The sequence below is a fragment of the Actinoalloteichus caeruleus DSM 43889 genome, assembly GCF_000429185.2.
In the GTDB taxonomy this organism is placed as follows: domain Bacteria; phylum Actinomycetota; class Actinomycetes; order Mycobacteriales; family Pseudonocardiaceae; genus Actinoalloteichus_B; species Actinoalloteichus_B caeruleus.
The window spans coordinates 3,459,592-3,481,167 of sequence record NZ_AUBJ02000001.1; the positions used below are offsets into that span (position 1 = coordinate 3,459,592).

11 protein-coding genes, 1 tRNA gene and 2 pseudogenes are annotated in these 21,576 nt (G+C 73.2%); 5 read left to right on the plus strand and 9 right to left on the minus strand.

The annotated features are described in order from the left end of the window. Nucleotides 1–2 precede the first annotated feature (2 nt). Nucleotides 3–1,289 carry a phosphopyruvate hydratase gene (eno, locus tag G443_RS13340; RefSeq protein ID WP_026417388.1) on the minus strand — a complete coding sequence of 429 codons (1,287 nt, stop codon included), beginning with the start codon at nucleotides 1,287–1,289 and terminating at the stop codon, nucleotides 3–5. 321 nt (nucleotides 1,290–1,610) lie between these two features. On the opposite strand from eno, the gene G443_RS13345 reads away from it, so the two are divergent. After that, nucleotides 1,611–1,988 carry a tetratricopeptide repeat protein gene (locus G443_RS13345; protein WP_026417390.1) on the plus strand — a complete coding sequence of 126 codons (378 nt, stop codon included), beginning with the start codon at nucleotides 1,611–1,613 and terminating at the stop codon, nucleotides 1,986–1,988. A 1,133-nt stretch (nucleotides 1,989–3,121) separates the two neighbouring features. Here G443_RS13345 and G443_RS13350 read toward each other — a convergent pair. The 6 genes and pseudogenes from G443_RS13350 to mfd form a co-directional block, all read right to left on the minus strand. Then, nucleotides 3,122–3,934: a lytic transglycosylase domain-containing protein gene (locus G443_RS13350; RefSeq protein ID WP_026417392.1), complete on the minus strand. Its 813-nt coding sequence runs from the start codon at nucleotides 3,932–3,934 to the stop codon at nucleotides 3,122–3,124. Nucleotides 3,935–4,278: 344 nt separating this feature from the next. Then, nucleotides 4,279–7,554, minus strand: a complete 3,276-nt coding sequence (locus G443_RS25480) for a S41 family peptidase (RefSeq protein WP_035291381.1) — start codon at nucleotides 7,552–7,554, stop codon at nucleotides 4,279–4,281. A 203-nt stretch (nucleotides 7,555–7,757) separates the two neighbouring features. Beyond that, on the minus strand, nucleotides 7,758–7,961 hold the full coding sequence (locus G443_RS13360) for a DUF397 domain-containing protein (protein ID WP_026417394.1): 204 nt from the start codon (nucleotides 7,959–7,961) through the stop codon (nucleotides 7,758–7,760). Between the two features lie 510 nt (nucleotides 7,962–8,471). Continuing rightward, a pseudogene (locus G443_RS13365) lies at nucleotides 8,472–9,508 on the minus strand (nucleoside triphosphate pyrophosphohydrolase). 147 nt (nucleotides 9,509–9,655) lie between these two features. Beyond that, nucleotides 9,656–10,606: a SurA N-terminal domain-containing protein gene (locus tag G443_RS13370; protein ID WP_026417396.1), complete on the minus strand. Its 951-nt coding sequence runs from the start codon at nucleotides 10,604–10,606 to the stop codon at nucleotides 9,656–9,658. A gap of 137 nt (nucleotides 10,607–10,743) precedes the next feature. Beyond that, nucleotides 10,744–14,388 carry a transcription-repair coupling factor gene (gene mfd / locus G443_RS13375; protein WP_026417397.1) on the minus strand — a complete coding sequence of 1,215 codons (3,645 nt, stop codon included), beginning with the start codon at nucleotides 14,386–14,388 and terminating at the stop codon, nucleotides 10,744–10,746. Between the two features lie 233 nt (nucleotides 14,389–14,621). Between mfd and G443_RS13380 the strand changes: the two are divergent. Continuing rightward, nucleotides 14,622–15,844, plus strand: a pseudogene (locus tag G443_RS13380) (PQQ-dependent sugar dehydrogenase). Between the two features lie 387 nt (nucleotides 15,845–16,231). Here G443_RS13380 and G443_RS13385 read toward each other — a convergent pair. After that, entirely contained in the window at nucleotides 16,232–16,849 is a 618-nt protein-coding gene (locus G443_RS13385) for a TetR/AcrR family transcriptional regulator (protein ID WP_026417399.1), read from the minus strand. Nucleotides 16,850–17,045: 196 nt separating this feature from the next. Continuing rightward, a complete protein-coding gene (locus G443_RS13390; RefSeq protein WP_026417400.1) occupies nucleotides 17,046–18,002 on the minus strand; it encodes an acyl-CoA desaturase in 957 nt (318 codons plus the stop codon). A gap of 164 nt (nucleotides 18,003–18,166) precedes the next feature. Between G443_RS13390 and G443_RS13395 the strand changes: the two genes are divergently transcribed. From G443_RS13395 to G443_RS13405, 3 genes are all read left to right on the plus strand, one after another. Further along, entirely contained in the window at nucleotides 18,167–19,483 is a 1,317-nt protein-coding gene (locus tag G443_RS13395; protein ID WP_081715204.1) for an alpha/beta hydrolase family protein, read from the plus strand. 209 nt (nucleotides 19,484–19,692) lie between these two features. Further along, nucleotides 19,693–19,763: transfer RNA gene (locus tag G443_RS13400), tRNA-Gln, on the plus strand. Nucleotides 19,764–20,043: 280 nt separating this feature from the next. Then, complete coding sequence (locus G443_RS13405) at nucleotides 20,044–21,561, plus strand: GGDEF domain-containing protein (protein WP_245588675.1); 1,518 nt, start codon at nucleotides 20,044–20,046, stop codon at nucleotides 21,559–21,561. The last annotated feature ends 15 nt before the right edge of the window (nucleotides 21,562–21,576 follow it).

Here is a 21,576-nt window from a genome sequence, read left to right on the forward strand (position 1 = left end):
GCCTACGCCTCCGGGGTGTACCGGGGGAAGGCCAGCTCGCCGGCGTAGCGCGCCGCGTCGCCGAGGGTCTCCTCGATGCGCAGCAGCTGGTTGTACTTCGCGACGCGCTCGCTCCGCGCCGGCGCGCCCGCCTTGATCTGACCGCTGGCGGTCGCCACGACCAGGTCGGCGATGGTGGTGTCCTCCGTCTCACCTGAGCGGTGGCTCATCATCGTCTTGAAGCCGTGCGAGTGGGCCAGGGACACCGCGTCGAGGGTCTCGGACAGCGTGCCGATCTGGTTGACCTTGACCAGCAGGGCGTTCGCCGCCCGCCGGCTGATGCCCTCCTCCAACCGCTCCGGGTTCGTGACGAACAGGTCGTCACCGAGGAGCTGCACGTTGGCACCCAACTTCTCGGTGAGGTGCACCCAGCCGTCCCAGTCGTTCTCCGCCAGCGGGTCCTCGATCGAGACCAGCGGGTAGGCGGCCACCAGCTCCGCGTAGTACTCCGCCAGCTGCTCGGCCGTCTTCGGGGAGCCCTCGAAGGTGTAGGTGCCGTTCTCGTACAGCTCGGTGGCGGCGACGTCCAGGCCCAGGACGATGTCCCGACCCAGGCGGTAGCCGGCCTTCTCCACGGCGAGCGCGATGAGGTCGAGGGCCTCCCGGTTGCTGGCCAGGTTCGGCGCGAAGCCGCCCTCGTCGCCGAGGCCGGTGCTCAGGCCACGGCCCTTGAGCACCGACTTGAGCGTGTGGTAGACCTCCGCGCCCCAGCGCAGGGCCTCCCGGAAGGAGCCGGCGCCGATCGGGGCGATCATGAACTCCTGCACGTCCACGTCGTTGTCCGCGTGGGCGCCGCCGTTGAGGATGTTGAACAGCGGGACGGGCAACACGTGGGCGTTGGGGCCACCGACGTAGCGGAACAGCTCCAGACCGCTGGAGTCGGCCGCGGCCTTCGCCACGGCCAGCGAGGTGCCGAGGATCGCGTTGGCGCCCAGCCGGGACTTGTCCGGCGTCCCGTCCAGGTCCAGCAGCTTCTGGTCGACCACCCGCTGCTCGATGGCCTCCACCCCGACCAGCTCGGGGCCGATCTCGTCCAGCACGCCCGTCACCGCGCGCTCGACGCCCTTGCCGCCGTAGCGGGCGGCGTCGCCGTCGCGCAGCTCGACGGCTTCGTGTTCGCCGGTCGACGCGCCGGAGGGCACCGCCGCGCGCGCCAGGGTCCCGTCGTCCAGCGCCACCTCCACCTCGACGGTGGGGTTGCCCCGGGAATCCAAGATCTCGCGGGCGCCGACCTGCTCGATGACTGCCACCTGTGCTCCTCACCATCCTCGGTACGGACTCCGGTCGAGCCTAGTCCGCCGCCAGTTTCGCTCTGTGGAGGCACGCACATCCAGGTGACGGGGTACCGGGTCGTCCACTACCGAGCGGGGGAGGAACCGCCGGATGGCCCGCTCGCCCCCCCCACCGATCACTCCAACGGGGAGCGTCCGATCGGCGGTACCCCGCGTCACGGGCCCCTGGGTCGCGCGCCCCGCCGGTCGCCGGGCACCCTCGGTGACCTCACCGCCTCGGGTGGAGCCAGCCGGACGGCGGTCGAACACGCCTGGTTCCGGGCGTAGCGTGGGAACAGTATGACGGCTGAGAACAGCTACGAGGCATTCCGCCGAGCGGAGGCGCTGCTGGAGCAGCGGCGGCCCGCCGAGGCGTTGCGGGTGCTGGACCGCGTGCTCGCCGAGAACCCGGACAAACCCAGCGTGCAGGTGCTGGCCGGCCGGGCCTACTACTACACGGCGCAGCTCCGCCGCGCGGAGGCGGCCTTCGCCGCAGCGGTGGAGATGGACCCGACCGACCACTACGCGCGGTTGGCCCTGGGCAGGACCCTGCAACGCCAGGGGCGGCTGGAGGAGGCACGGACCCAGCTCCGGCTGGCGGCGTCGATGAACCCCACTCCCGAGTACCAGGAAGCGCTCGGCGAGGTGCGGGCGCGGATCTCGTTGTTCGAGAGGTGACGTCCGGCCGGTTCCGGCCGTTCGACGCGGTGTCCGGCCCGGCGGTGGCGCGAGGTGGTGCGGGACCGCCGTCAGGGGCGGGCACCTCGATGGTGGCGTACCGCTCGGCGAGGCCGAAGATGCGTTGGCCGTAGTCCACCGAGTTGTTGTAGGCGAACACCGCGTCCCACCAGTCAGTGGCGTCGTCCAGGTTGGCCCCGGCCGAGCAGAGGTAGCGGGCGGTGCCCAGGGCCGCGTCGTCGATGTGCTGTGGGTCGGCGACCCCGTCGCCGTTCCCGTCCGCACCCCAGATGTCCCAGGTGGACGGTAGGAACTGCATCGGGCCCTCGGCACGCACGTAGACCGTTTCCCCGGCCTCGGCGCTGGCGTCCTCGTCGATCATCTCCCGGATGCCGGGCCGGCCGTCCAGCGGGACCCCGTAGATCGGTTCCGAGGACAGGCCGTCCTCCTCCAGCGTCCGCCCGCCGATCTGCCCGTGGTCGGACTCGATGCGCCCGATCGCCGCGACGGTGCTCCACCGCACTCCGCACGCCGGCATGTCGGCGCGCATGCGGACCTCCGCGGCCGCGTAGGCGCGCAGCGCCCTGGCCGGGACGTCCAGCACGGTCGACATCCGGTCCGCCCACTCCTCGACCGTCACCGGAGGTGGTGGTGGCGCGGCGCTCTCCGACGGATCGGACCGCTCCGCGACCTCGGGTGGCGCGGCCGGCGGCGCGGCCTCCTCCCCGGGGCCCGGTGGAACGGCGACCGGGCCGGCGGGGACGGCGCTGCGGGGTTCCACGTCGGCCGGGTCGATGGGGATGCGGGTGGACACCGGCGCGCCCCGGGACGGTGTGAAGGAGTCCACGAAGTCGAGGACCCGGAACGCGACCCACGCCGAACCGGCGAGCAACGCCAGGACGAGGAGCCAACGGAGGAAGGACGCTGGCCCCCGCCGACGGCGCCGGGGACGCGTCGAGGGCGAGGGCAGCGGCAAAGTGGTGGCCACGCCGTCAGATTACTGGTCGATAACGAACGAGTAGCCCGAAACATCCCGTTCCTCGGGGACCGGAGCGCCAGCCGGGGCTTGGACCGGGGCGGTCGAAGCCGCGCCCGAGGGTGGTGTGGAGCGGGGCGCCCCGGGGAGCGCGGCCTCACCTCAGGACGTCGCGGCTGAGTTGTCCGTACCGTTCGGCTCGTTCGAGGATGTCGGTGGCGTAGGCGCGGCTCTCGTTGTAGGTGAGCACCGCCCGCCACCACCCCTCCGACTCGGTCAGGTCGCCACCGGAGTCGCAGAGGTAGTTGCCCGCCGCCAACGCCGCGTCGTCGATGTCCTGCGGGTCGGCCACCCCGTCGCCGTCGGCGTCGACCCCCCACTCCGCCCAGGTCTGGGGGAGGAACTGCATGGGACCGACGGCGCGGTCATAGACGTCGTCCCCGTCGAGTTCACCGCCGTCGGTGTCGCGGATCTCCTTGACCCCCGGTCGCCCGTCGAGCGGGATGCCGATGATGGGCTCGCTGGGACGTCCCGTCCGATCCAGGGTCGCGCCACCGTGCCGGCCGTGGTTGGACTCGGAGGACCCGATCGCCGCCAACGTCGTCCACGTCAGCCCGCAGGACGGGTTCTCCGCCTGCACGGTCGCGGCGGCGTACCCGTAGGCTTGGAGAGCGGCCCTGGGGATGTTCAAGGGGTCGGCGAGGGCCTCCGACCACCCGGTGAGCTGGTCCTGGGGACGCGAACCCAGCCGGGTCGGTCCGTCGACGCTGACCACGGACACCGGGGGGAGGCTGGCTCCCCGGTCAGGTGGCGCCACGGCCGGCATCTCCTCCGCGAGGGCCTGGAGGTAGTTGCCGTCGGCGGGGTCGTCCCTGGCCACGAAGGCCACCAGGGCCGAGGACGCCAGCGCCAGGGTGGCGCCCCCGATGACCAACCGGGCCCATCGTCGTCGCCCGGGGGCGGGTGACATGTTCGACACCGCTCCGTCCTCCTCACTCGCGCCGACCCGGGCCCCGTGGAGCCCGCGCGGTCGCGTCCGGATGAGCCACGCAGTGATGGCCTCCGGGACGGTAGCGCATGGAGGACCGCGACCGGCACCCCTCGCCCCGTGCGCGCCGGATCCGGGGCGGAGCCGGGGAACCGGGGTCCCGGACACCACCGTCCGAAGGGGATTCCCGGCCCCGAGCAGCCGCCGGACGGGTGTCCGCCGGGCCACCGCGCCGTCCGGTGTCGTCGCGGGCGGAGGACACCGCGCCACGACGACACCGGTGGCACGAGCACGGGCGCGCCGCGTCCACCCCGGGGCTCCTCGCGTCAGCCGCCCTGACGGGGGCTGGGCCACGGCGGCGGCGCGGTCGCCGGCCGTTCGGCGAGCCGCTCCAGGGCGACCCGGATCGCGGTGTCCAACTGCGGATCGCGGCCGGCCGCCCAGTCCTGGGGCCGGCACACCACCTCGATGTCGGGTTCGACACCGTGGTTCTCCATGCCCCACTCCCGACCCCGCATCCAGGTCGCGTAGCCGGGCTGGGTGACCAGGGTGCCGTCGACCAGCCGGAACCGGGAGTCGATGCCGATGGTCCCGCCCCAGGTGCGGACCCCGATCACCGTGCCCACGCCCAGCGCCTTGATGGCCCCGGTGACGATGTCGCCGTCGGAGCCGGACAGCTCGTCGGCCAACGCCACCACCGGTCCGCGCGGTGCGTCACTGGGATAGCTGGCGTGGCCGCGGCCGTCCCGGTCGAACTGGTAACCGATGATCTGGCGGGCGAGCTTCTCCACGACGAGCTGCGAGAGGTGTCCGCCGCCGTTCTCCCGGAGATCGACGACGAGGGCGTCGTACTGGGTCTCCAACCGCAGGTCCCGGTGCAGCTGGGCCCAGCCCACGGCCATCATGTCGGGCACGTGCAGGTAGCCGAGGCGGCCATCGGACCGCTCCCGGACGTAGGAGCGGCGGTCGGCCACCCACTCCTGGTAGCGCAGGGCCTCCTCCCCCGCCAACGGGACGACCACGGCCCGGCGGACCGCGCCGCCCGCACCGGGGCGGATGGTGAGCTCGACCTCCTTCCCGGCGCTCCCGACGAGCTGGGGCGCCGGGCCGGTCACCGGGTCGACCGGCTGGCCGTCGACCGCGACGAGCACGTCGCCGGGCTGCACCGCGACGCCGGGGGCCAGCAGCGGGGACCTGGCCGCCGGGTCCGAGGTCTCGCCGGGGAGCACACGGCCGATCCGCCAGTTCCCCTCCTCGTCCCTGACCAGGTCGGCGCCGAGCTTGCCCTGCCGCCGCTGCTGGTCGCCGCCGCCGGGCGCGACCGCGTAGGCGTGGGAGGTGCCGAGCTCGGCCTGGGTCTCCCACAGCAGGTCGATCAGGTCGTCGTGGCTGCCGAGGCGGTCGGTCAGCGGCCGGTACCGGTCGAGGACACCGGCCCAGTCCACGCCGTCCATGTCGGACCGCCAGAACCGGTCCCGCATCAGGCGGCCCGCCTCGTCGAAGGCCTGCCGCCACTCCCGACCCCGGTCGAGGGTGAACCGGACCCTGGACAGGTCGATCTCCACCGGACCGCCTGGCCCGTTCGACTCGGCCTTGCGGTCGGCGGGGACGAGGCGCAGCGCGCCCCCGTCGGTCAACAGCAGCCTCGTGCCGTCGCCGCTGACCGCGACCCGGTCGACGTCCTCGACGAGGACCTCCAGCCGGTTCTCCTTCAGGTCGTAGCGCTCCAGCGTGGCCTGCTCGGCCTTGGCGTCCTGGCTGGGCCTGGCGTCGCCGAGGACACCGCTGGCCTGCTCACGCAGCCACACGACACCGCCCTTGACGGGGAGCAGCGAGTGGTAGTTCCCGGCCGCGACGGGGAAGGGCACGGCGCGTTGGGCGATGCCCTCCACGCTGAGGACGGTGGCCTCCTGCCTGCTCTCGCCGCTGTCGGTGGACTCGCCGTCCTCCCCCGTCTCCCCAGGCGCGGGGCGGCCCTGCGTGGTCGGCCCGAAGGGCGAGGGGGTGAGGGCCGCCAGCGGCACGAGGTGCGGGCGGCAGGCGTTCGGGAAGGACATGTCGAACACGTGCGCGTCGTACACGGGGTCGAAGGTCCGTTCGGACAGGAAGGCGAGGTACTTGCCGTCCTGGGTGAAGACCGGCTCGGTGTCGACGAACCTCAGCTCGGTGACGTCGACGATGGAGGAGGCGGGCAGCTCGTCGGCGTCACCGACCGCCGCGGCCAGGTTGACCGCGCGGATGTGCCGCAACGGGTCCGGGCCGGGGTGGGACCAGGCGAGCCACTTGGAGTCCGGGGAGAAGGCCAGGTCCCCCGGGTCGCTCGACTCGGCGCGGGTGACGACCCGGATGCGGCCGCTGACCAGGTCGACGGCGAGGAGCTTGTTGTCGTGGTTGGTGACCGCCGCCGTCAGGCCGTCGGGGGAGACCTCCAGCGCGAGCACCCGACCCAGCTGGCCGGCGCCGATCCTGCGGGGCTCGGCACCCGGCTCCACGCCGGTGACCGGCACGATCTCCAGCGCGTCCTCACCCTCGGCGTCGGTGACGAAGACGACCGAGGCCGGGGCGTTCTCGGCGGCCTGCCGCTCGGACACGAACCGGGGCATCCTGGCCCGCACCCCGGGGGTGGCCGACAGCGCGCGCACCGGGCCGTCCCGGTGGCTCACCCAGTGCACGGTGCCCCTCGCGAGGACCGCGCTCGCCCGGCCGGTGTGGTCCGGCACCGCCGCGGCGAGGTGGTCGCTGGCGGTGGCGGTGGTCGGGCGCCGGTTCGCGCCAGCCCCGGTCAGGGCGACGTCGATCCGCCGAGGAGTGCCGTCGAGGTCCTCCAGCAACCACACCTCACCGGCGTGCTGGTAAACGACCCGCTGACCGTCGGTGCTGGCGAACCGCGCGTAGAACCGGTCGTGGTCGCTGTGCCGGCGCAGGTCGGAACCGTCGGGTTCCGAGGAGTACAGGTTGGCGACGCCCTCGTGGTCGGAGAGGAAGACGATCCGACCGTTCACCCACAGCGGGCTGGCGAGGTTGCCGTCGAGTTCCGAGTGGACGCGCTCGAACTCCCCGGCCCCGTCGAGGTCCCGCCAGATCTTGCCGGTGGTGCCTCCTCGGTAGCGCTTCCAGTGCCCCGGGTCCCGCATGGTGTAACTGCCGAGCACCACCTGGCCGTCGGGTCCGAAGGACACGTCGTTGAGCGGCCCGTACGGCAGCTTGGTGGCCGGCCCGCCGTCGAGGGGAACCGAGTAGGCCCACGAACGGGCGCCGTGGGACTCCACGGTGGAGGCCGCGACGACGGAGAGCGCGCCGGAGTCGTCCGACCGCCAGCCGAGCACCCGGCTGCGCCCGGCTCCCCAGTGGGTGAGCCGACGGGAGGTCCCGCCTTCCAGGCCGATGACCTGGACCTCGGCTCGGCCACCGTCGAGCGTGCTGGTCCAGGCGACCTGGCCGCCATCGGGGGAGAACCGGGGGTTGGTCACCGGCACACGGTCGGCGGTGAGCCGCCATGCGCGCCCGCCGTCGAGCGGTGCGAGCCAGACATCGTCTTCGGCGACGAAGGTGAGGAGATCCGCGTGGAGATGAGGGAAGCGGAGGTATCCGGCGATGTTCACCTCCGCCACCCTAACGACGAGGCACCCCCACCAACAGGATGATTGCCGTTCCCCACCCGGGAAACGCCGTCGGGCGACTCGGTGGCGGTCCGTGGCCACCCCGGCGCGGTGCGCTCGGCACCTGGCCGACCGTCGCCAAGGGGTCACCGGAGGGGCGCTCGGCGCTCGTGGTGGGGAGGTGCGGTGGGGGCGGGACGCCCGCCTCAGCGTCCGGTGCCGATGCGGCCCTCCTTGAGGGCGGTGAGGAACGCGCCGAACACGGCGGGTTCCACGTAGAGGGTCCCGGCCCCCCGGTTCTTGGTGTCCCGGATGCCCACCACGGCGGGGCCGGAGCCGATCTCGACGCAGTTCGTCTGCGAGGTGCTGCGGCGCGACTTGCGCCAGCCAGCCACGGGAACGTGCGACATTCGGGTACTCCGCTCTGGTAACGCAACGAGTGGTGTTCCGCCGCCTCGCCGTTGAGCGCGACCGAGAGCAGAGTAGAGCGAGGCCGGTTTCCCGTTCGGGCGTCCCGCCGCCATGACGATCACGGCGGTGTGGACCGCTGGTCAGGAGCGGTGTCCGGTGTTGGCGCCGGCTGGCCGGAGGTCGAGGCGGCTCACGTGGCGCCGGTCCTCCCGGCCCTTGGCGGTCCAGGTCGGCTCCGGCGGGCGCCCCACTGGCGGCCCGGCCCGACGGCCCCAGGGGGCGCGACCGGTCGTCGTCCGCCACCGCGACGGCCACCCGCTCGGGAGAGTCGGGGCGGCACGGGCGGCCGGCCGGGGACGAACGTTCCCGGGTGGGCGAAGCCGAATCCGACCGGGCACGACGGCCTGTCCGGTGGTCGGCCAGGCGGGCGTCCGTTCACGGGGACCACGAGCCGGCCCGGGCACGGAAGGGGAGGCGGCGTCAGCCGCGTGCGGGGGCGGTGCGCTCCCTCACTCCGACGGCCAGAACCTCGCCCAGTCGGCGGGCCCCAGCCGGTGCGGGTCGAGTCCGACGGAGCGCGCGGCCCGCTCGGCGGCGCGGATCCGCCCGGCGAAGGCTCGGGCCACGGCCCGGAGTTCGCCCTCGGGCTCACCCCCCGCGCGCCGTTCCTCGGCGGCCACGGCGAACAGCCGCTCCCCCGCGCCGGGACCCGAGGGGAAGAACTCCGCCGGCACCCCGGCCTTGGTCGCGCGCGCGGCGATCTTCGCCGCCAGCGCCACGGCGGGCTGCCCGAAGGCCACCCCGTCGACGGCGGACTCCCGCTGCTTCTCGACCTGTTTCAGCTCCTCCCACCGCGCCTGCTGCGCGAGGGCGTCCGACGGGGACGCGGAAGGGTCAGCGGACTCGGCGCCGAAGACGTGCGGATGGCGCCCGACGAGCTTGGTGACCAGGGCGGCGGCCACCGCGTCGATGTCGAAGGGGGCCTCCGGGTGCTCGGCGGCGATCCTGGCGTGGAACAGCACCTGCAACAGGACGTCGCCGAGCTCCTCGCGCAGCGCGCCCCGGTCACGGTCCTCGATGGCCTCCAGCAGCTCGTAGGTCTCCTCGACGAGGTACTGGCGCAGCGTCTCGTGGGTCTGCTCCGCGTCCCACGGGCACCCCCGGGCGAGCGCAGCCGGTCCATCACCGCGACCGCCTCCAGCAGGGCCGCTCCCGGCCCGGCGGCGCCGCCGCTCCAGGCCGGGGAGGCATCCGGCGAGACGTCCTCCCCCGGTCCCCGCACCTCGGCGGCACCGGCCTCCAGCAACGCCGAGGCGCCCGGGCTGGTCGCGTCGACCACCACGAGCAGGACGGGTTCTCGGGTGGCCAGGGCCAACAGCTCCGCCGGCTTGGGGGTGGGCTCGCCGCCCAGCGCCCTGGCCAACCAGGCCGGGACGTCCGGGTCGAGGAGGACGTGCCGGGCGGCCCGCACCAGGGGCAGGGCCGCGACCGGGACACCCGGTTCGGGCCGGTCCTCCACCACCAGCACGGCACTGCCCTCGACCAGCGTCGGAGCAGCCCGCCTGTCCCTGTTCTCCTCGGACACCTCGTCGCCCCCTCCGGGTGGTGGTCTTCCGGCCTCCCGGCCGTGCGGTCACGCCGTCGACCGGCCCGGTGGCGCGGGGGACCCCCGCTGCCCCCGGCCGCCGCTGACTCACTGGTTGGCGGTCGCGGTCCCCTGACGTGGGGGGATCTGGATGCCGGCGACCTCGTCGGCGTTCGGGGCCACCCCCAGGCTCACCGGGTCCCACACGCCGTACCGCGGGTTCACCCTGATGTCGAGTTCGTCGGCGACCGGGGCCATCAGCCGGGAGCCGAAGTACTGCAACGTCTGCGGGTCGACCGAGTCGGCCAGGCCGGGCTCACCGGTCGCGGCGTCGAGGTTGCGTTCCTTGACCACGGCGACCATCCACTGCCCGCCCTGGTTGTCGAAGGGGAACGCCACCACGGTGCCCGGGGCCGCCCCGAACAGCGGTTGACCGGCCAGCTGCGGCTGCTCGGCCGCGGTCGTGCGCTGGTCGAGCTGTCCTGGGAGCCCGCTCGCCGCGTCCTCGGCGACCATCTCCTCGATGCTGGCGGGGTCGGCGGCCAACCGCTCCGCCTTCTCCAGGGCGTCCTCCCGGGTGACGGCCTGCGTGTAGTCGAAGACCACCTCGATGCCGTCGAAGTACTTGCGCCCGAGCTCCAGCATGAGCAGCTGGTCGGCGACCCGCTCCCGGAAGTTCGACGCGTCGTAGACGGTGCCCTCGGAGGCCGCCTCGGCGCCGCCCCGCTGGTCGATGAGCTCGTCGACCTCGGCCTGGTCGACGGTCAGCCCCTCCCGCCTGGCGACCTCGTTGATCAGCTCGTGCTGCACGGAGAGGGTGACGATGTTCCTGCCGACCTCGCCGATCTGGCCGGTGGAGGCCAACTGGCGGCGGACCTCGGGGTCCCGCTCGAAGATCGAGTCCAACCGGTCCTGCACGTGCTCGAGTGAGATGACCGTGTCACCGACGATCGCGGCGGCCCGGACCTGGCTGGGATCCGAACCGCAGCCCGCGAGGAGCACCCCGGCGGAGGCCAGCACGGCGACGGTCGGACGAAGGGAACGGCGCGTAGTCCTCACGGGCGACACCTTCTCACGAACGGTCGGCATCCGGTTAGCCAGCTGATCGTAGTTCCTCGTCTCGTTCCGTCACCACGCCGCTTCCCGGGGTGAGAGGACCGACCACCACCGACCGGCCCCGCACCCCGGAGACGGGGTCAGGACGTGCCGGCGGTGGAGGCGGCGGGGCGCGGTTCCGTCATCGAGATCAGGAACTGCTCGCACCAGGCCAGCAGCGGGAGGTCCCGCAGCGGCGGCGCGCCCAGCCTGCCCCCGGCCGGCCCCTCGGTGGGTCGGGGCACCGACACGGTGCGCACCGCCGCCTTGTGGGTCGCCTTCGGGTGCAGCCGCCGCAGCCGGACGAGCTGCGAGTCCCGCAGCTCCATTGGCGCGAACCGGACGGAGCTGCCCTGGAGCGTCACCTCGGAGACCCCTCGGTCGCGGCACAGCTGGCGGAACGCCGCCACCGCCATCAGGTGCTCCACCTCGACCGGTGGTCGCCCGTACCGGTCGACCAGTTCGGCGCGCACCGCGTCCAGGGCCTCGGCGTCGGCCGCCTCGGCGATCTTGCGGTAGGCCTCCAGGCGCAACCGTTCACCGGGCACGTAGTCGTGCGGCAGGTGCGCGGTCACCGGCAGGTCGATCCGCACCTCGGGCAGTTCCGGCTCCTCCTCCCCGGCGCCGTCGATGCCCGAGCCGCGCCGGAACGCGGCCACCGCCTCACCCACCAGCCGTACGTACAGGTCGAAGCCGACGCCGGCGATGTGCCCGGACTGCTCCGCGCCCAGGATGTTCCCCGCGCCCCGGATCTCCAGGTCCTTGGTCGCCACCGCCATCCCGGACCCCAGCTCCGAGTTCTGGGCGATGGTCGCGAGCCGGTCGTGGGCGGTCTCGGTGAGCGCCTGCTCCGGCGGGTAGAGGAAGTAGGCGTAGCCGCGTTCCCGGCCCCGACCGACCCGGCCGCGCAACTGGTGCAGTTGGGACAGGCCGAGCAGGTCCCCCCGCTCCACCAGCAGGGTGTTGGCGTTCGAGATGTCGAGCCCGGTCTCGACGATCGTGGTGCAGACCAGGACGTCGTACTCGCGTTCCCAGAAACCGTTGATGATCTTCTCGAGGCGGTCCTCGCCCATCTGCCCGTGCGCGGTCACCACCCGTGCCTCGGGCACCAGTTCCCTGATGCGCCGGGCGGCCTTCTCGATGGTGGACACCCGGTTGTGGACGTAGAAGACCTGCCCCTCCCGCAGCAGCTCCCGGCGGATCGCCGCCCCGACCTGCTTGTCGTCGTAGTGGCCCACGTAGGTGAGCACCGGGTGCCGCTCCTCCGGCGGGGTCAGGATGGTCGACATCTCCCGGATACCGGCCAGGCTCATCTCCAGGGTCCTCGGGATGGGCGTGGCGGACATGGTGAGGACGTCGACGTGGGTCCGCAGCGCCTTGATGTGCTCCTTGTGCTCGACGCCGAACCGCTGCTCCTCGTCGACGATGACCAGACCGAGGTCCCGGTAGCGGATACCGGTCTGGAGGAGCCGGTGGGTACCGATGACGATGTCCACCGAACCGTCGGCGAGACCGGCGATGACCTGCTCGGAGTCCAGCGCGTCCGTGAACCGGGACAGCCCCTTGATGGTCACCGGGAAGGACCGCATCCGTTCCACGAAGGTGTTCAGGTGCTGCTGGGCGAGCAGTGTCGTGGGCACCAGCACCACGACCTGTTTGCCGTCCTGCACGGCCTTGAAGGCGGCGCGCACGGCGATCTCGGTCTTGCCGTAGCCGACGTCCCCGCAGATCACCCGGTCCATCGGCACCGCGCGACGCATGTCCTGCTTCACCTCGTCGATGGCGGCGAGCTGGTCGGGCGTCTCGGTGTAGGGGAAGGCGTCCTCCAGCTCCCGTTGCCACGGGGTGTCCTCGTTGAAGGCGTGCCCGGGGGCGGACTGCCTGGCGGCGTAGAGCTGGACGAGTTCGGCGGCGATCTCCCGGACGGCCTTGCGGGCCCGGCTCTTGGTCTTGGCCCAGTCGGAGCCGCCCAGCTTGTTCAGGGTCGGCAACTCGCCACCCACGTACCGGGAGACCTCGTCGAGCTGGTCGGTGGGCACGAAGAGCCGGTCGCCGGGTTGACCGCGTTTGCTGGACGCGTACTCCAGCACCAGGTACTCGCGGGTCGCGCCGGCCACGGTGCGCTGGGACATCTGGACGTAGCGACCGATGCCGTGCTTCTCGTGGACCACGTGGTCGCCGGGTTTGAGCGCCAGCGGGTCGACGGCGTTGCGGCGCCGGGAGGGCATCCGGCGCATGTCGCGGGTGGAGGTACCGCCTCGGCCCCCGGTGAGGTCGGCTTCGGTGAGCAGCACCAGGCCGTTCTCGCCGGTGACGAACCCGTCCTCGAACGACGCCCTGGTCACGGTCACGACGCCGGGGGCGGGCGGTTCGGGCAGCCCGTCCACGGCCAACCGCACGGGGACCTCCGCCTCCCGCAGCTGGGCGGCCGCCCGCTGCGCGGTGCCGGTGCCGGGGAAGGTCAGGACGGCGGCGCCGCCCGCGCTGGCGTGCGCCCGCAGGTCGGCGAACGCGCGGTCCAGCTCACCCCGGTAGGAGTCGACGGGGCGGACGTCGAGGCGGAGGGGACGGCCCTCCTCGACCGGGTCGGCGCCCCGGTAGTCGCTCTCCAGTTCCTCGTCGACCCGGAGCTGGGACAGCGTCCACCAGGGGCGGCCGGACTCGCGGGTGTGCTCGGCGATCTCGTTGAGGTCCCGGTAGGCGGAGGCGCCGAGGTCGATGGGGGCGCTACCGCCCGCGCCGGCCGCGTTCCAGGAGGCCTCCAGGAACTCCTGCCCGGTGCGCACCAGGTCGGCGGCACGGGACCGGATCTTCTCCGGGTCGGCCAGCACGACGTGGGTGTCCGGGGGGAACAGGTCCGGCAGCAGCTGGAGCTCGCCCTCGCACAGCGCGGGGATGAGGGCTTCCATGCCCTCGCAGGGCACCCCGCCGGAGATCTTCTCCAACATCTCGGCGAGGTCGGCGTCACCCCGGTGTTCCTCGGCCAGCGCGGCGGCCCGCTGGCGCACCGACTCGGTGATCAGCAGCTCCCGGCAGGGCGGGGCGGTGAGCTCGGGGCGCTGTTCTGGCAGCGAGCGCTGGTCCGCGACGGAGAACGGGCGGATCTCGCTGACCTCGTCGCCCCAGAACTCGACGCGCAGCGGGTGTTCCTCGGTGGGTGGGAACACGTCGAGGATGCCGCCCCGCACGGCGAACTCGCCGCGCTTCTCGACCATGTCGACCCGGCTGTAGGCGAGGCCCGCCAGGGAGACCAGCTGTTCCTCGAAGTCGTGGTCCTCCCCGACCCGGAGGCGGACTGGGCGCAGTTCACCGAGGTTGGGCGCCAACGGCTGGATGAGGCTGCGGATGGTCGCCACCACCACCCTCGGCGCGCCGGCCGTGGACTCCTCGGGGTGGGCGAGCCTGCGGAGGATCGCCAACCGGGCCCCGACGGTGTCGGCCCGGGGGGACAGCCGTTCGTGCGGCAGGGTCTCCCAGGACGGCAGGTGCGCCACGGACTCGGCCCCGAGCAGGTCGGAGAGCACCGCGGTGCTCTCCTCGGCCTCCCGGCCCGTGGTGGTGACCAGCAGGACCGGCCGCTTGGCGCCGTCGTCGGCGGCCAGCGCTCCCGCGACCAGCGGTCGCAGGGCAGCCGGCCCCTGGAGGCGCAACGCCGGTGTGCCGGCGGACTGGACGACGTCCCGGAACCCGGCGTCGGCCAGGATGGTGGTGAGCAGACCAGCGAGTGGACCGGGCACGGCGCACATCCCCTCGGCAACGCAGGACACACCCCTGCCCGGGACGAGTCACGCCCGGGAGGGGTCTCCTGGACAGCGTACGACCGGTGCGCGTAGCCGGCGACGGGCGGGGCGTCCGTCACCGTGCGGTCCTCCTCACCCCACGGACCCGCGCCGGTGGCGGTCGCGTTCGTTCGATCTTCCGGGTGAAGAACCGCCCGGTCGGGGTTTACCGGGGGGCGCGGTGTGCGCAGTCTGGGGCGATGGGGATCTTCGCGAGGAACGTCCGGGTCGGCGTCGGGGTGTTGGGAGCCGGGACGCTCCTGGTGGTCACCGCCTGCGGCGGTGAGGACGCCACGGGCCACCGGCCCGACGGTTCACCGCCGCCGAGCGGGCCGCCGCCGGCCGGCCTGGAGGTGCGGGAGGTCGCGGGCGGGCTGGAACACGGGTGGGGAGTGGGTTTCCTCCCCGAGGGCGGCCTGCTCGTCACCGAACGCCCCGGCCGGTTGACCCTGGTGTCCGGTACCGAACCGGGCGCGACGACCACCGAGGTGGACGCCGACCTCTCCGACGTGTTCGTCGAGGGCGAGGGCGGGCTGATGGACCTGGTGGTGCACGAGGACTTCGCCGAGACGCGGCGCTTCACCACCTGCCAGACCCACCAGGACGCCGACGGCACGCCGGTGGACGTGCGCCTGGTGACCTGGCGGCTCGACGACGACGGTGGCAGCGCCGACCGGGTGGCCGACCCGCTGCTCCACGGCCTGCCGATCAGCGACAGCGGCCGGCACTCGGGGTGCCGGCTCGCGCTGGACGGCACCGGCGCGCTGCTGGTCGGGACGGGCGACGCCGCACGTCCCGACACCTCCCAGGACCTGACCAGCCTCGGGGGCAAGGTGCTCCGCCTCGACCTGGCGACCGGGGGGCCCGCCGAGGGCAACCCCTTCGCCGACGCCGACGACGCCGCGCGACGCCTCGTCCTCACCTACGGGCACCGCAACGTGCAGGGGGTGGCTCCGAGGCCGGGCGGGGACCAGGTCCTCGTCGCCGAGCACGGTCCGGACGTCGACGACGAGGTGAACCTCCTCGAACCGGGTGCGAACTACGGGTGGGACCCCTCGCGGGGCGGAGCGAGGGAGGACTACGACGAGAGCGTCCCCATGACCGACCGGGAACGCTTCCCGGACGCGGTACCCGCCGCGTGGAGCAGCGGGCCGACGACGGAGGCGCTGTGCGACGCGGTGTTCCTCCACGGGGAGCAGTGGGGTCCCTTCGACGGCATGGTCGCGGTGACCGCCCTGCGGGGCAGCAAGCTGCTGCTGTTCGAGCTGGACGAGGCCGGGGCCGTGACCGGGATGACCGTTCCCCCGGAGCTGGACGGCACCCACGGCCGGCTGCGCGCGGCCGACCTCGGCCCGGACGGAGCGCTCTACCTGACCACCTCCAACGGGAGGACGACCACGTGTTGCGGGTCAGCCCGGCCTGAGCCCGGGGGCGGAGCCGCCGGACACGGGCAGGTGTCCGTCATCGGCGCGTCGGCGACGTCCCCGCCCGGCGCCACCCCCAGGAGCGGCGGAGAAGGGGGCAGACGGGAGCGGCACGACGGCGGCCACGCGGAGCGGGAGCGGGGGTGAGGGGCGGGGGAGGGGGGGTGAGGGGGGGGGTCGGGCGGGTGCCAGGAGACCGGCGTCCCACCCGCCCGGCCGACCCCGAGGCCGACGCGGGGCGCTGGCACGGCCGCCCCACGCCGGGTTCCCGGTCCGCCCGGCCAGCGCGAGCCTCTCGGCACCGCGAGCCGCCCGGCACCGCGGGAGCTCCTGGACGACGCGTCCGGTCGGCCGAGACGGGGACCCGCCCGCCGAACCCGTCGGGCTCAGCGCTCGGCCGGGGCCCGGTCGTCGGCGGTGCGCATCGAGGGGTGCAGTTCCAGGTGGGACAGCCCGTTCCACGCCAGGTTGACCAGGTGCGCGGCCACCTCCTCCTTGGGAGGCCGCTGCACCTCCAACCACCACTGACCGGTCAACGCGACCATGCCGACCAGGGCCTGGCTGTACAGGGCGGCCAGCGCCGGGTCGTACCCGCGCGCGGCGAACTGCTGGCCGAAGATGTTCTCGACCTGGCTGGCGATGTCGTTGAGCAGGCTGGAGAAGGTGCCGGTGGCGCTCGCGACCGGGGAGTCCCGGACCAGGATGCGGAACCCGTCCGTCGAGTCCTCGATGTAGTCCAGGAGCGCCCGCGCGGCCTGTTCGAGGAGTTCCCGGGGATGACCGGCGGACAACGCGGAGATGATCCGGTCGAGCAGGACCTCCATCTCGCGGTCGACGACGACCGCGTAGATGCCCTCCTTGCCGCCGAAGTGCTCGTACACCACCGGCTTGCTCACCCCGGCGCGGTGCGCGATCTCCTCGATCGAGGCCGCGTCGAAGCCGCGTTCGGCGAACAACGCGCGGCCGATGTCGAGCAGTTGCCGCCGCCGTTCCTTGCCCGTCATCCGAACCCGTTTGGAGACCTTCCGAGTTCTGGCGTCCGTCACGGCCTGCCCCCGCTCTCGCCGTCGCACCGCCACCCCCGGAGCCTAGGGCCGATCACCCGCCCCGAGAAGCGGGGGCTCCGCGCCGAGCTTCGACGCGGAGCCTTTGACCGATTCGCCGTGTTCCCCTGCCTCGTGTCCGCCGAGGACCCGGATGTCACTCCTCGTTCGCGCTGATCCTGGCGAGCCGCCCCGGCGTGGGCCAGCGCACCTTCGTCGCCCAGCCCACCTTCTCGAAGAACCAGATGACCCGGGCGGAGATGTCGATCTGACCCCGCTTGACGCCGTGGCGGGCGCACGTGGGATCGGCGTGGTGCAGGTTGTGCCACGACTCCCCGAAGGACAGGATCGCCAGCGGCCAGAAGTTCGCGGACTTGTCGCGGGCCTTGAACGGGCGCTCGCCGATCATGTGGCAGATCGAGTTCACCGACCACGTGACGTGGTGCAGGAAGGCCACCCGGACCAGACCGGCCCAGAAGAAGGCGGTCACCCCGCCCCACCAGGACCAGGTGATCAGCGCGCCCAGCACTGCGGGCAGCAGGAAGCTGATGATGGTCCAGAGCCAGAAGAGCTTCTGCACCCGCACGATGCGCCGTTCGGCGACCAGGTCCGGGGCGAAGCGGTCGGCGTTGGTGACCCCCGACTCGAACAGCCACCCCATGTGGGCGTGCCAGAAGCCCTTGGCGAGGGCGGCCGGGGAGGAGCCGAACAGCCAGGGCGAGTGCGGGTCGCCCTCCTTGTCGGAGTACGCGTGGTGCCGGCGGTGGTCCGCGACCCAGGTGATGACCGGGCCCTGGACGGCCATGCTGCCGGCGATGGCGAGACCGACCCGCAGTGGGCCGTTCGCCTTGAAGGAGCCGTGGGTGAAGTGCCGGTGGTACCCGACCGTGATGCCGAGTCCGGTGATCACGTAGAAGACGGCGGCCAGGCCGATGTCGACCCAGCTCAGCCCCCACCCCCACGCGAGGGGGACCGCCGCGATCAGCGCGGCGAACGGGACGAGGACGAACAGGTACACCGAGAACTGGGCCGCGGCGGAGCGCTCCCCCTGGAGCAGGGGCTTCGGTCCACGGTTCTCACCGGGCGGAGAGGCGGGTTCGAGGGTCGCTGTCATCGGCGGCACACCCCTGTGGTCGCGAGCGGAGCTCGGGCGGACGGACCTACGGCTACGGAACCGTAACCTACGCCAGCGTAAGTTAAGCGGGGACGTGAGGCCAGTGGGGGTGTGGCTGCCCGGAACCGGTAGGCGATCGGGGCCAGGGGGTGCATGATGCTGCGATGCCAGAGGATGCGTCGCGCGCACAGCGCGCTTCGGACGGGAACGACATCCCCGCCCGGCCCCCCGCCGAACGACTCGGCGCCGGAACGTCCGAAGCTCCCGCCGCCCCGGCGACCACCTCCCCACGTCCTCCCGACGGGGAGAACGCGCATCCCACCGGGACCCGGAGCCGGGGTGCGCGCCGCGCGCGGAGCGGGCGGCGGCGCCGGGTGCTGTTCGTGTCGCTGGGCGCCGTGGTGGTGCTCGGCGTGACCGGCCTGCTCGGGGTGGGGTGGTACTACACGGAGGAGTTACTCACCCCCGTCCGCTACTCCGAGACCTACCCCGAGGTGGTGCGCGGTGCGGACGAGGGCAGCGTGCTGTTGGCGGACTCGCCGGCGGCCAGGTCGCCGGGAACCACGGGACTGTTCTGGTCGGAGGGCACCGCCCTGCTCGGCGACCCCACCCCCGCCGGTGACGGCCTGGTCGCACGGGAACTCGTCGCCGGCACGCCACCGGCGGCCGGGACCCCGGCACGTCTCGACCGGGAGGGCTGGCGGGACCCGGGCGGACTCGGCCTGGACTACCGGGAGGTCGCCGTGACCACCGAGGTCGGGGAGGCCCCGGCCTGGCTGGTGCCCGCCGAGGACGCGGCCAGCACCTGGGCCGTCCTGGTGCACGGCCGGGGAGCGGACCGGGCGGAGGGGCTCCGCGTGCTGCCCACGCTCCAGGAGCTGGGCATCCCCGGGCTGCTCATCAGCTACCGCAACGACGAGATCGCCCCGGCCTCGGAGGACGGGCTCTACCACCTGGGCCATTCCGAGTGGCGGGACGTCGTCTCGGCGATGGAGTTCGCCGTGGACGAGGGTGCGGAACGGATCGTGCTGGTCGGTTTCTCCATGGGCGGGGCCCTGGTGGGTCAGACCCTGGGGAACTCGGAGCTGGCCGAGCGGGTGGACGCGGTCGTGCTGGACGCCCCGGTCCTGAACTGGTCCACCACCCTGGACCTGGAGGCGGACAACCGGGGCATGCCGAAGGTCTTCGGCCGCGTCGCCGAACTCGTGGCCGGGTGGCGGACGGGCCTGTCGTTCGCGGACCTGGACCTCCTCACCAACCCGCCGGAGCGGCGGCCGGCCACGCTGCTGCTGCACGGCGACGAGGACCTGACCGTGCCAGTGGGCGACTCGCGTGCGCTCGCGGCCGCGGCCGACTCCCTCGACTGGCCCGTGGAGTACCACGAGTTCCCCGGCGCCGAGCACGTCGCGTCGTGGAACCAGGACCGGGACAGGTACGAGGAGGTCGTGCGGGAGTTCCTGACCAGGACGACCGGGCGGTGACACCCGGGCGGTGGGACGACATCCTCCCGGCGGGGTGGACGCGGGGGAAATCCCGCGCACGGCGGGGGAACGGGCCGGTGACCCCCACGCGACCCCGCCCGCACGGGTAGGGTCGCACCCTCGACAACGATGGTGGTGGTGGCCACCATCACCCGTGATGTCGGGACGTGTCACCATGTCCTGGCACGACGGTCACGGCTGTCGGGCGATCCGCCGTGGTGTAAAGGCAGCACCTCGGATTTTGGTTCCGATGGTCCAGGTTCGAATCCTGGCGGCGGAGCGGTGAGGCCAGTGCCCTGCCGAGCGGGTTCGGGGTCGACGTTCGGACGAGCGGCCGCAGGGGCCGTGGGGGGTGTGCACAGCTGCACGAGGAGACCGCCGGTCAGCAGGAGGCACCCGTACTCGGGGAGCTCTCTGACGCGTGGCTGGTCGCCAGGGCGCACGAACTGATCGCCACCTCCCAGATCAGCGAACGCAACGTCCGGCTGGACGTCGCCGACGAGGTCGAGGACCTCCTCGCCGAGGCACAGCGCCGGGGCGAGCCCAGCCTGATCGCGCAGATGCTGCGCGCGGCCTCCGTCGTGCGGCTCGTGACGAAGGGCCACGAGGACCGCGCCGTCCCCCTGCTGGACGAACTCGTCGCCCACACCCGCCGCCACGGGCTGCTCGCCCTGGAGGCCGACGCCCACGCGCTGCGGGGCCGCGCCTCACTCGCCTTCGGTGAGGAGGACGCCGCGTTGACCGAGGCGGCCGTCGCCATGGCGATGCTCGACGAGAAGCTGAGCCCCGATCCGCTGATGGACCGCCGCACGTGGCAGCGGCTGCTGTCGACCGCGCTGTCCGACGTCGCCCTCGTGCTCACCCAACTCGGCGTGTACGAGCTCGCCGACGAGGTGATGGCCAGGGCCCACGAGCACATCCGCAGCAGCGGCGGACCGCACCACATCTCCGTGCACCTGATCAACCGGACCAGGATGCTGCTGGGCTGGGGCCTGCGGCTGGAACGGGCCAACCGGTACGAGGAGGCCACCGACCGCTACGCCCTGGCCTCGGCGATCGCGGTGTCCGTCGAGGGGCCGTGGCGGGACTCGTTGCACCCGCGCGCCCGGGAGCGACCGGCCGCGGAACAGGTACCGGTGGTCGGTGCCGCGCACGCCCTCGCCCGCCCCTCCCCCGACCACGTCGAACCCCTCCGCCTCCTGCACGAACGCTGCCGCTACCCCCGCGAACTGATCATCGTCTCCCTCGCCCTCTGCCGCTGCCTTGAGGCCGACGGCCGGGAGGCGGAGGCGTTGGAGGTGCTGGCCCAGGCCCGGGAGGAGGTCAGCAGCGACCCGAACGAACCACCACTGTGGCTCTCGCTGGCCCGCGAGTTCGCGCGCCTCTGCGGCCCGGAGGACGGGGAGGCGGCCACCCTCGCGCTCGAGCAGTACAACGCGGCGTTGGAGGACGAGCTGTGGACGCTGCGGGAGACCCGGCTCGGCACCCTCCAGACCCGCCGGGAACACGAGAGGCTGACCCGCAAGCACGGCGCGATGGCGCGGCAGGCGCTCCAGGACCCCCTGACCGGGCTGGCGAACAGGAGGGCGCTGGACGAGGAACTGGACTCCCTCATCCGCACTCCCCAGGCCTACCCGCTGGCGGTGGCGCTGTGCGACCTCGACGGCTTCAAGGGGGTCAACGACCGGTGTTCGCACGCCGAGGGGGACGACGTGCTGCGCGTGGTGGCCAGCACGCTGCGCGACGCGTTGCGGGCCGACGACACCGTCGCCCGCTACGGCGGCGACGAGTTCGTGGTCCTGCTGCCCGGTTCCACCCTGGAGGAGGCGGAGATCGCGCTCAACCGCGCCGTGCGCGCCGTCGCCGCGCTGCCCCACGACCTCTCGCGGGGGGTGACGCTGTCCATCGGCGTCGTCGCCACCGGGGACCAGGAGAGCGGCGGGCAGGTCCTGGCCAGGGCCGACTCGGCCATGTACCAGGCCAAGCGCGGTGGTGGCAGCCAGGTGTTCACCGCCGGGCCCACCGGTGAGTCGGTGAGCGAGCTGACCACCGAACTGTGGGAACCCCCGAGCGGATGAGACGAGGTCGTCCCC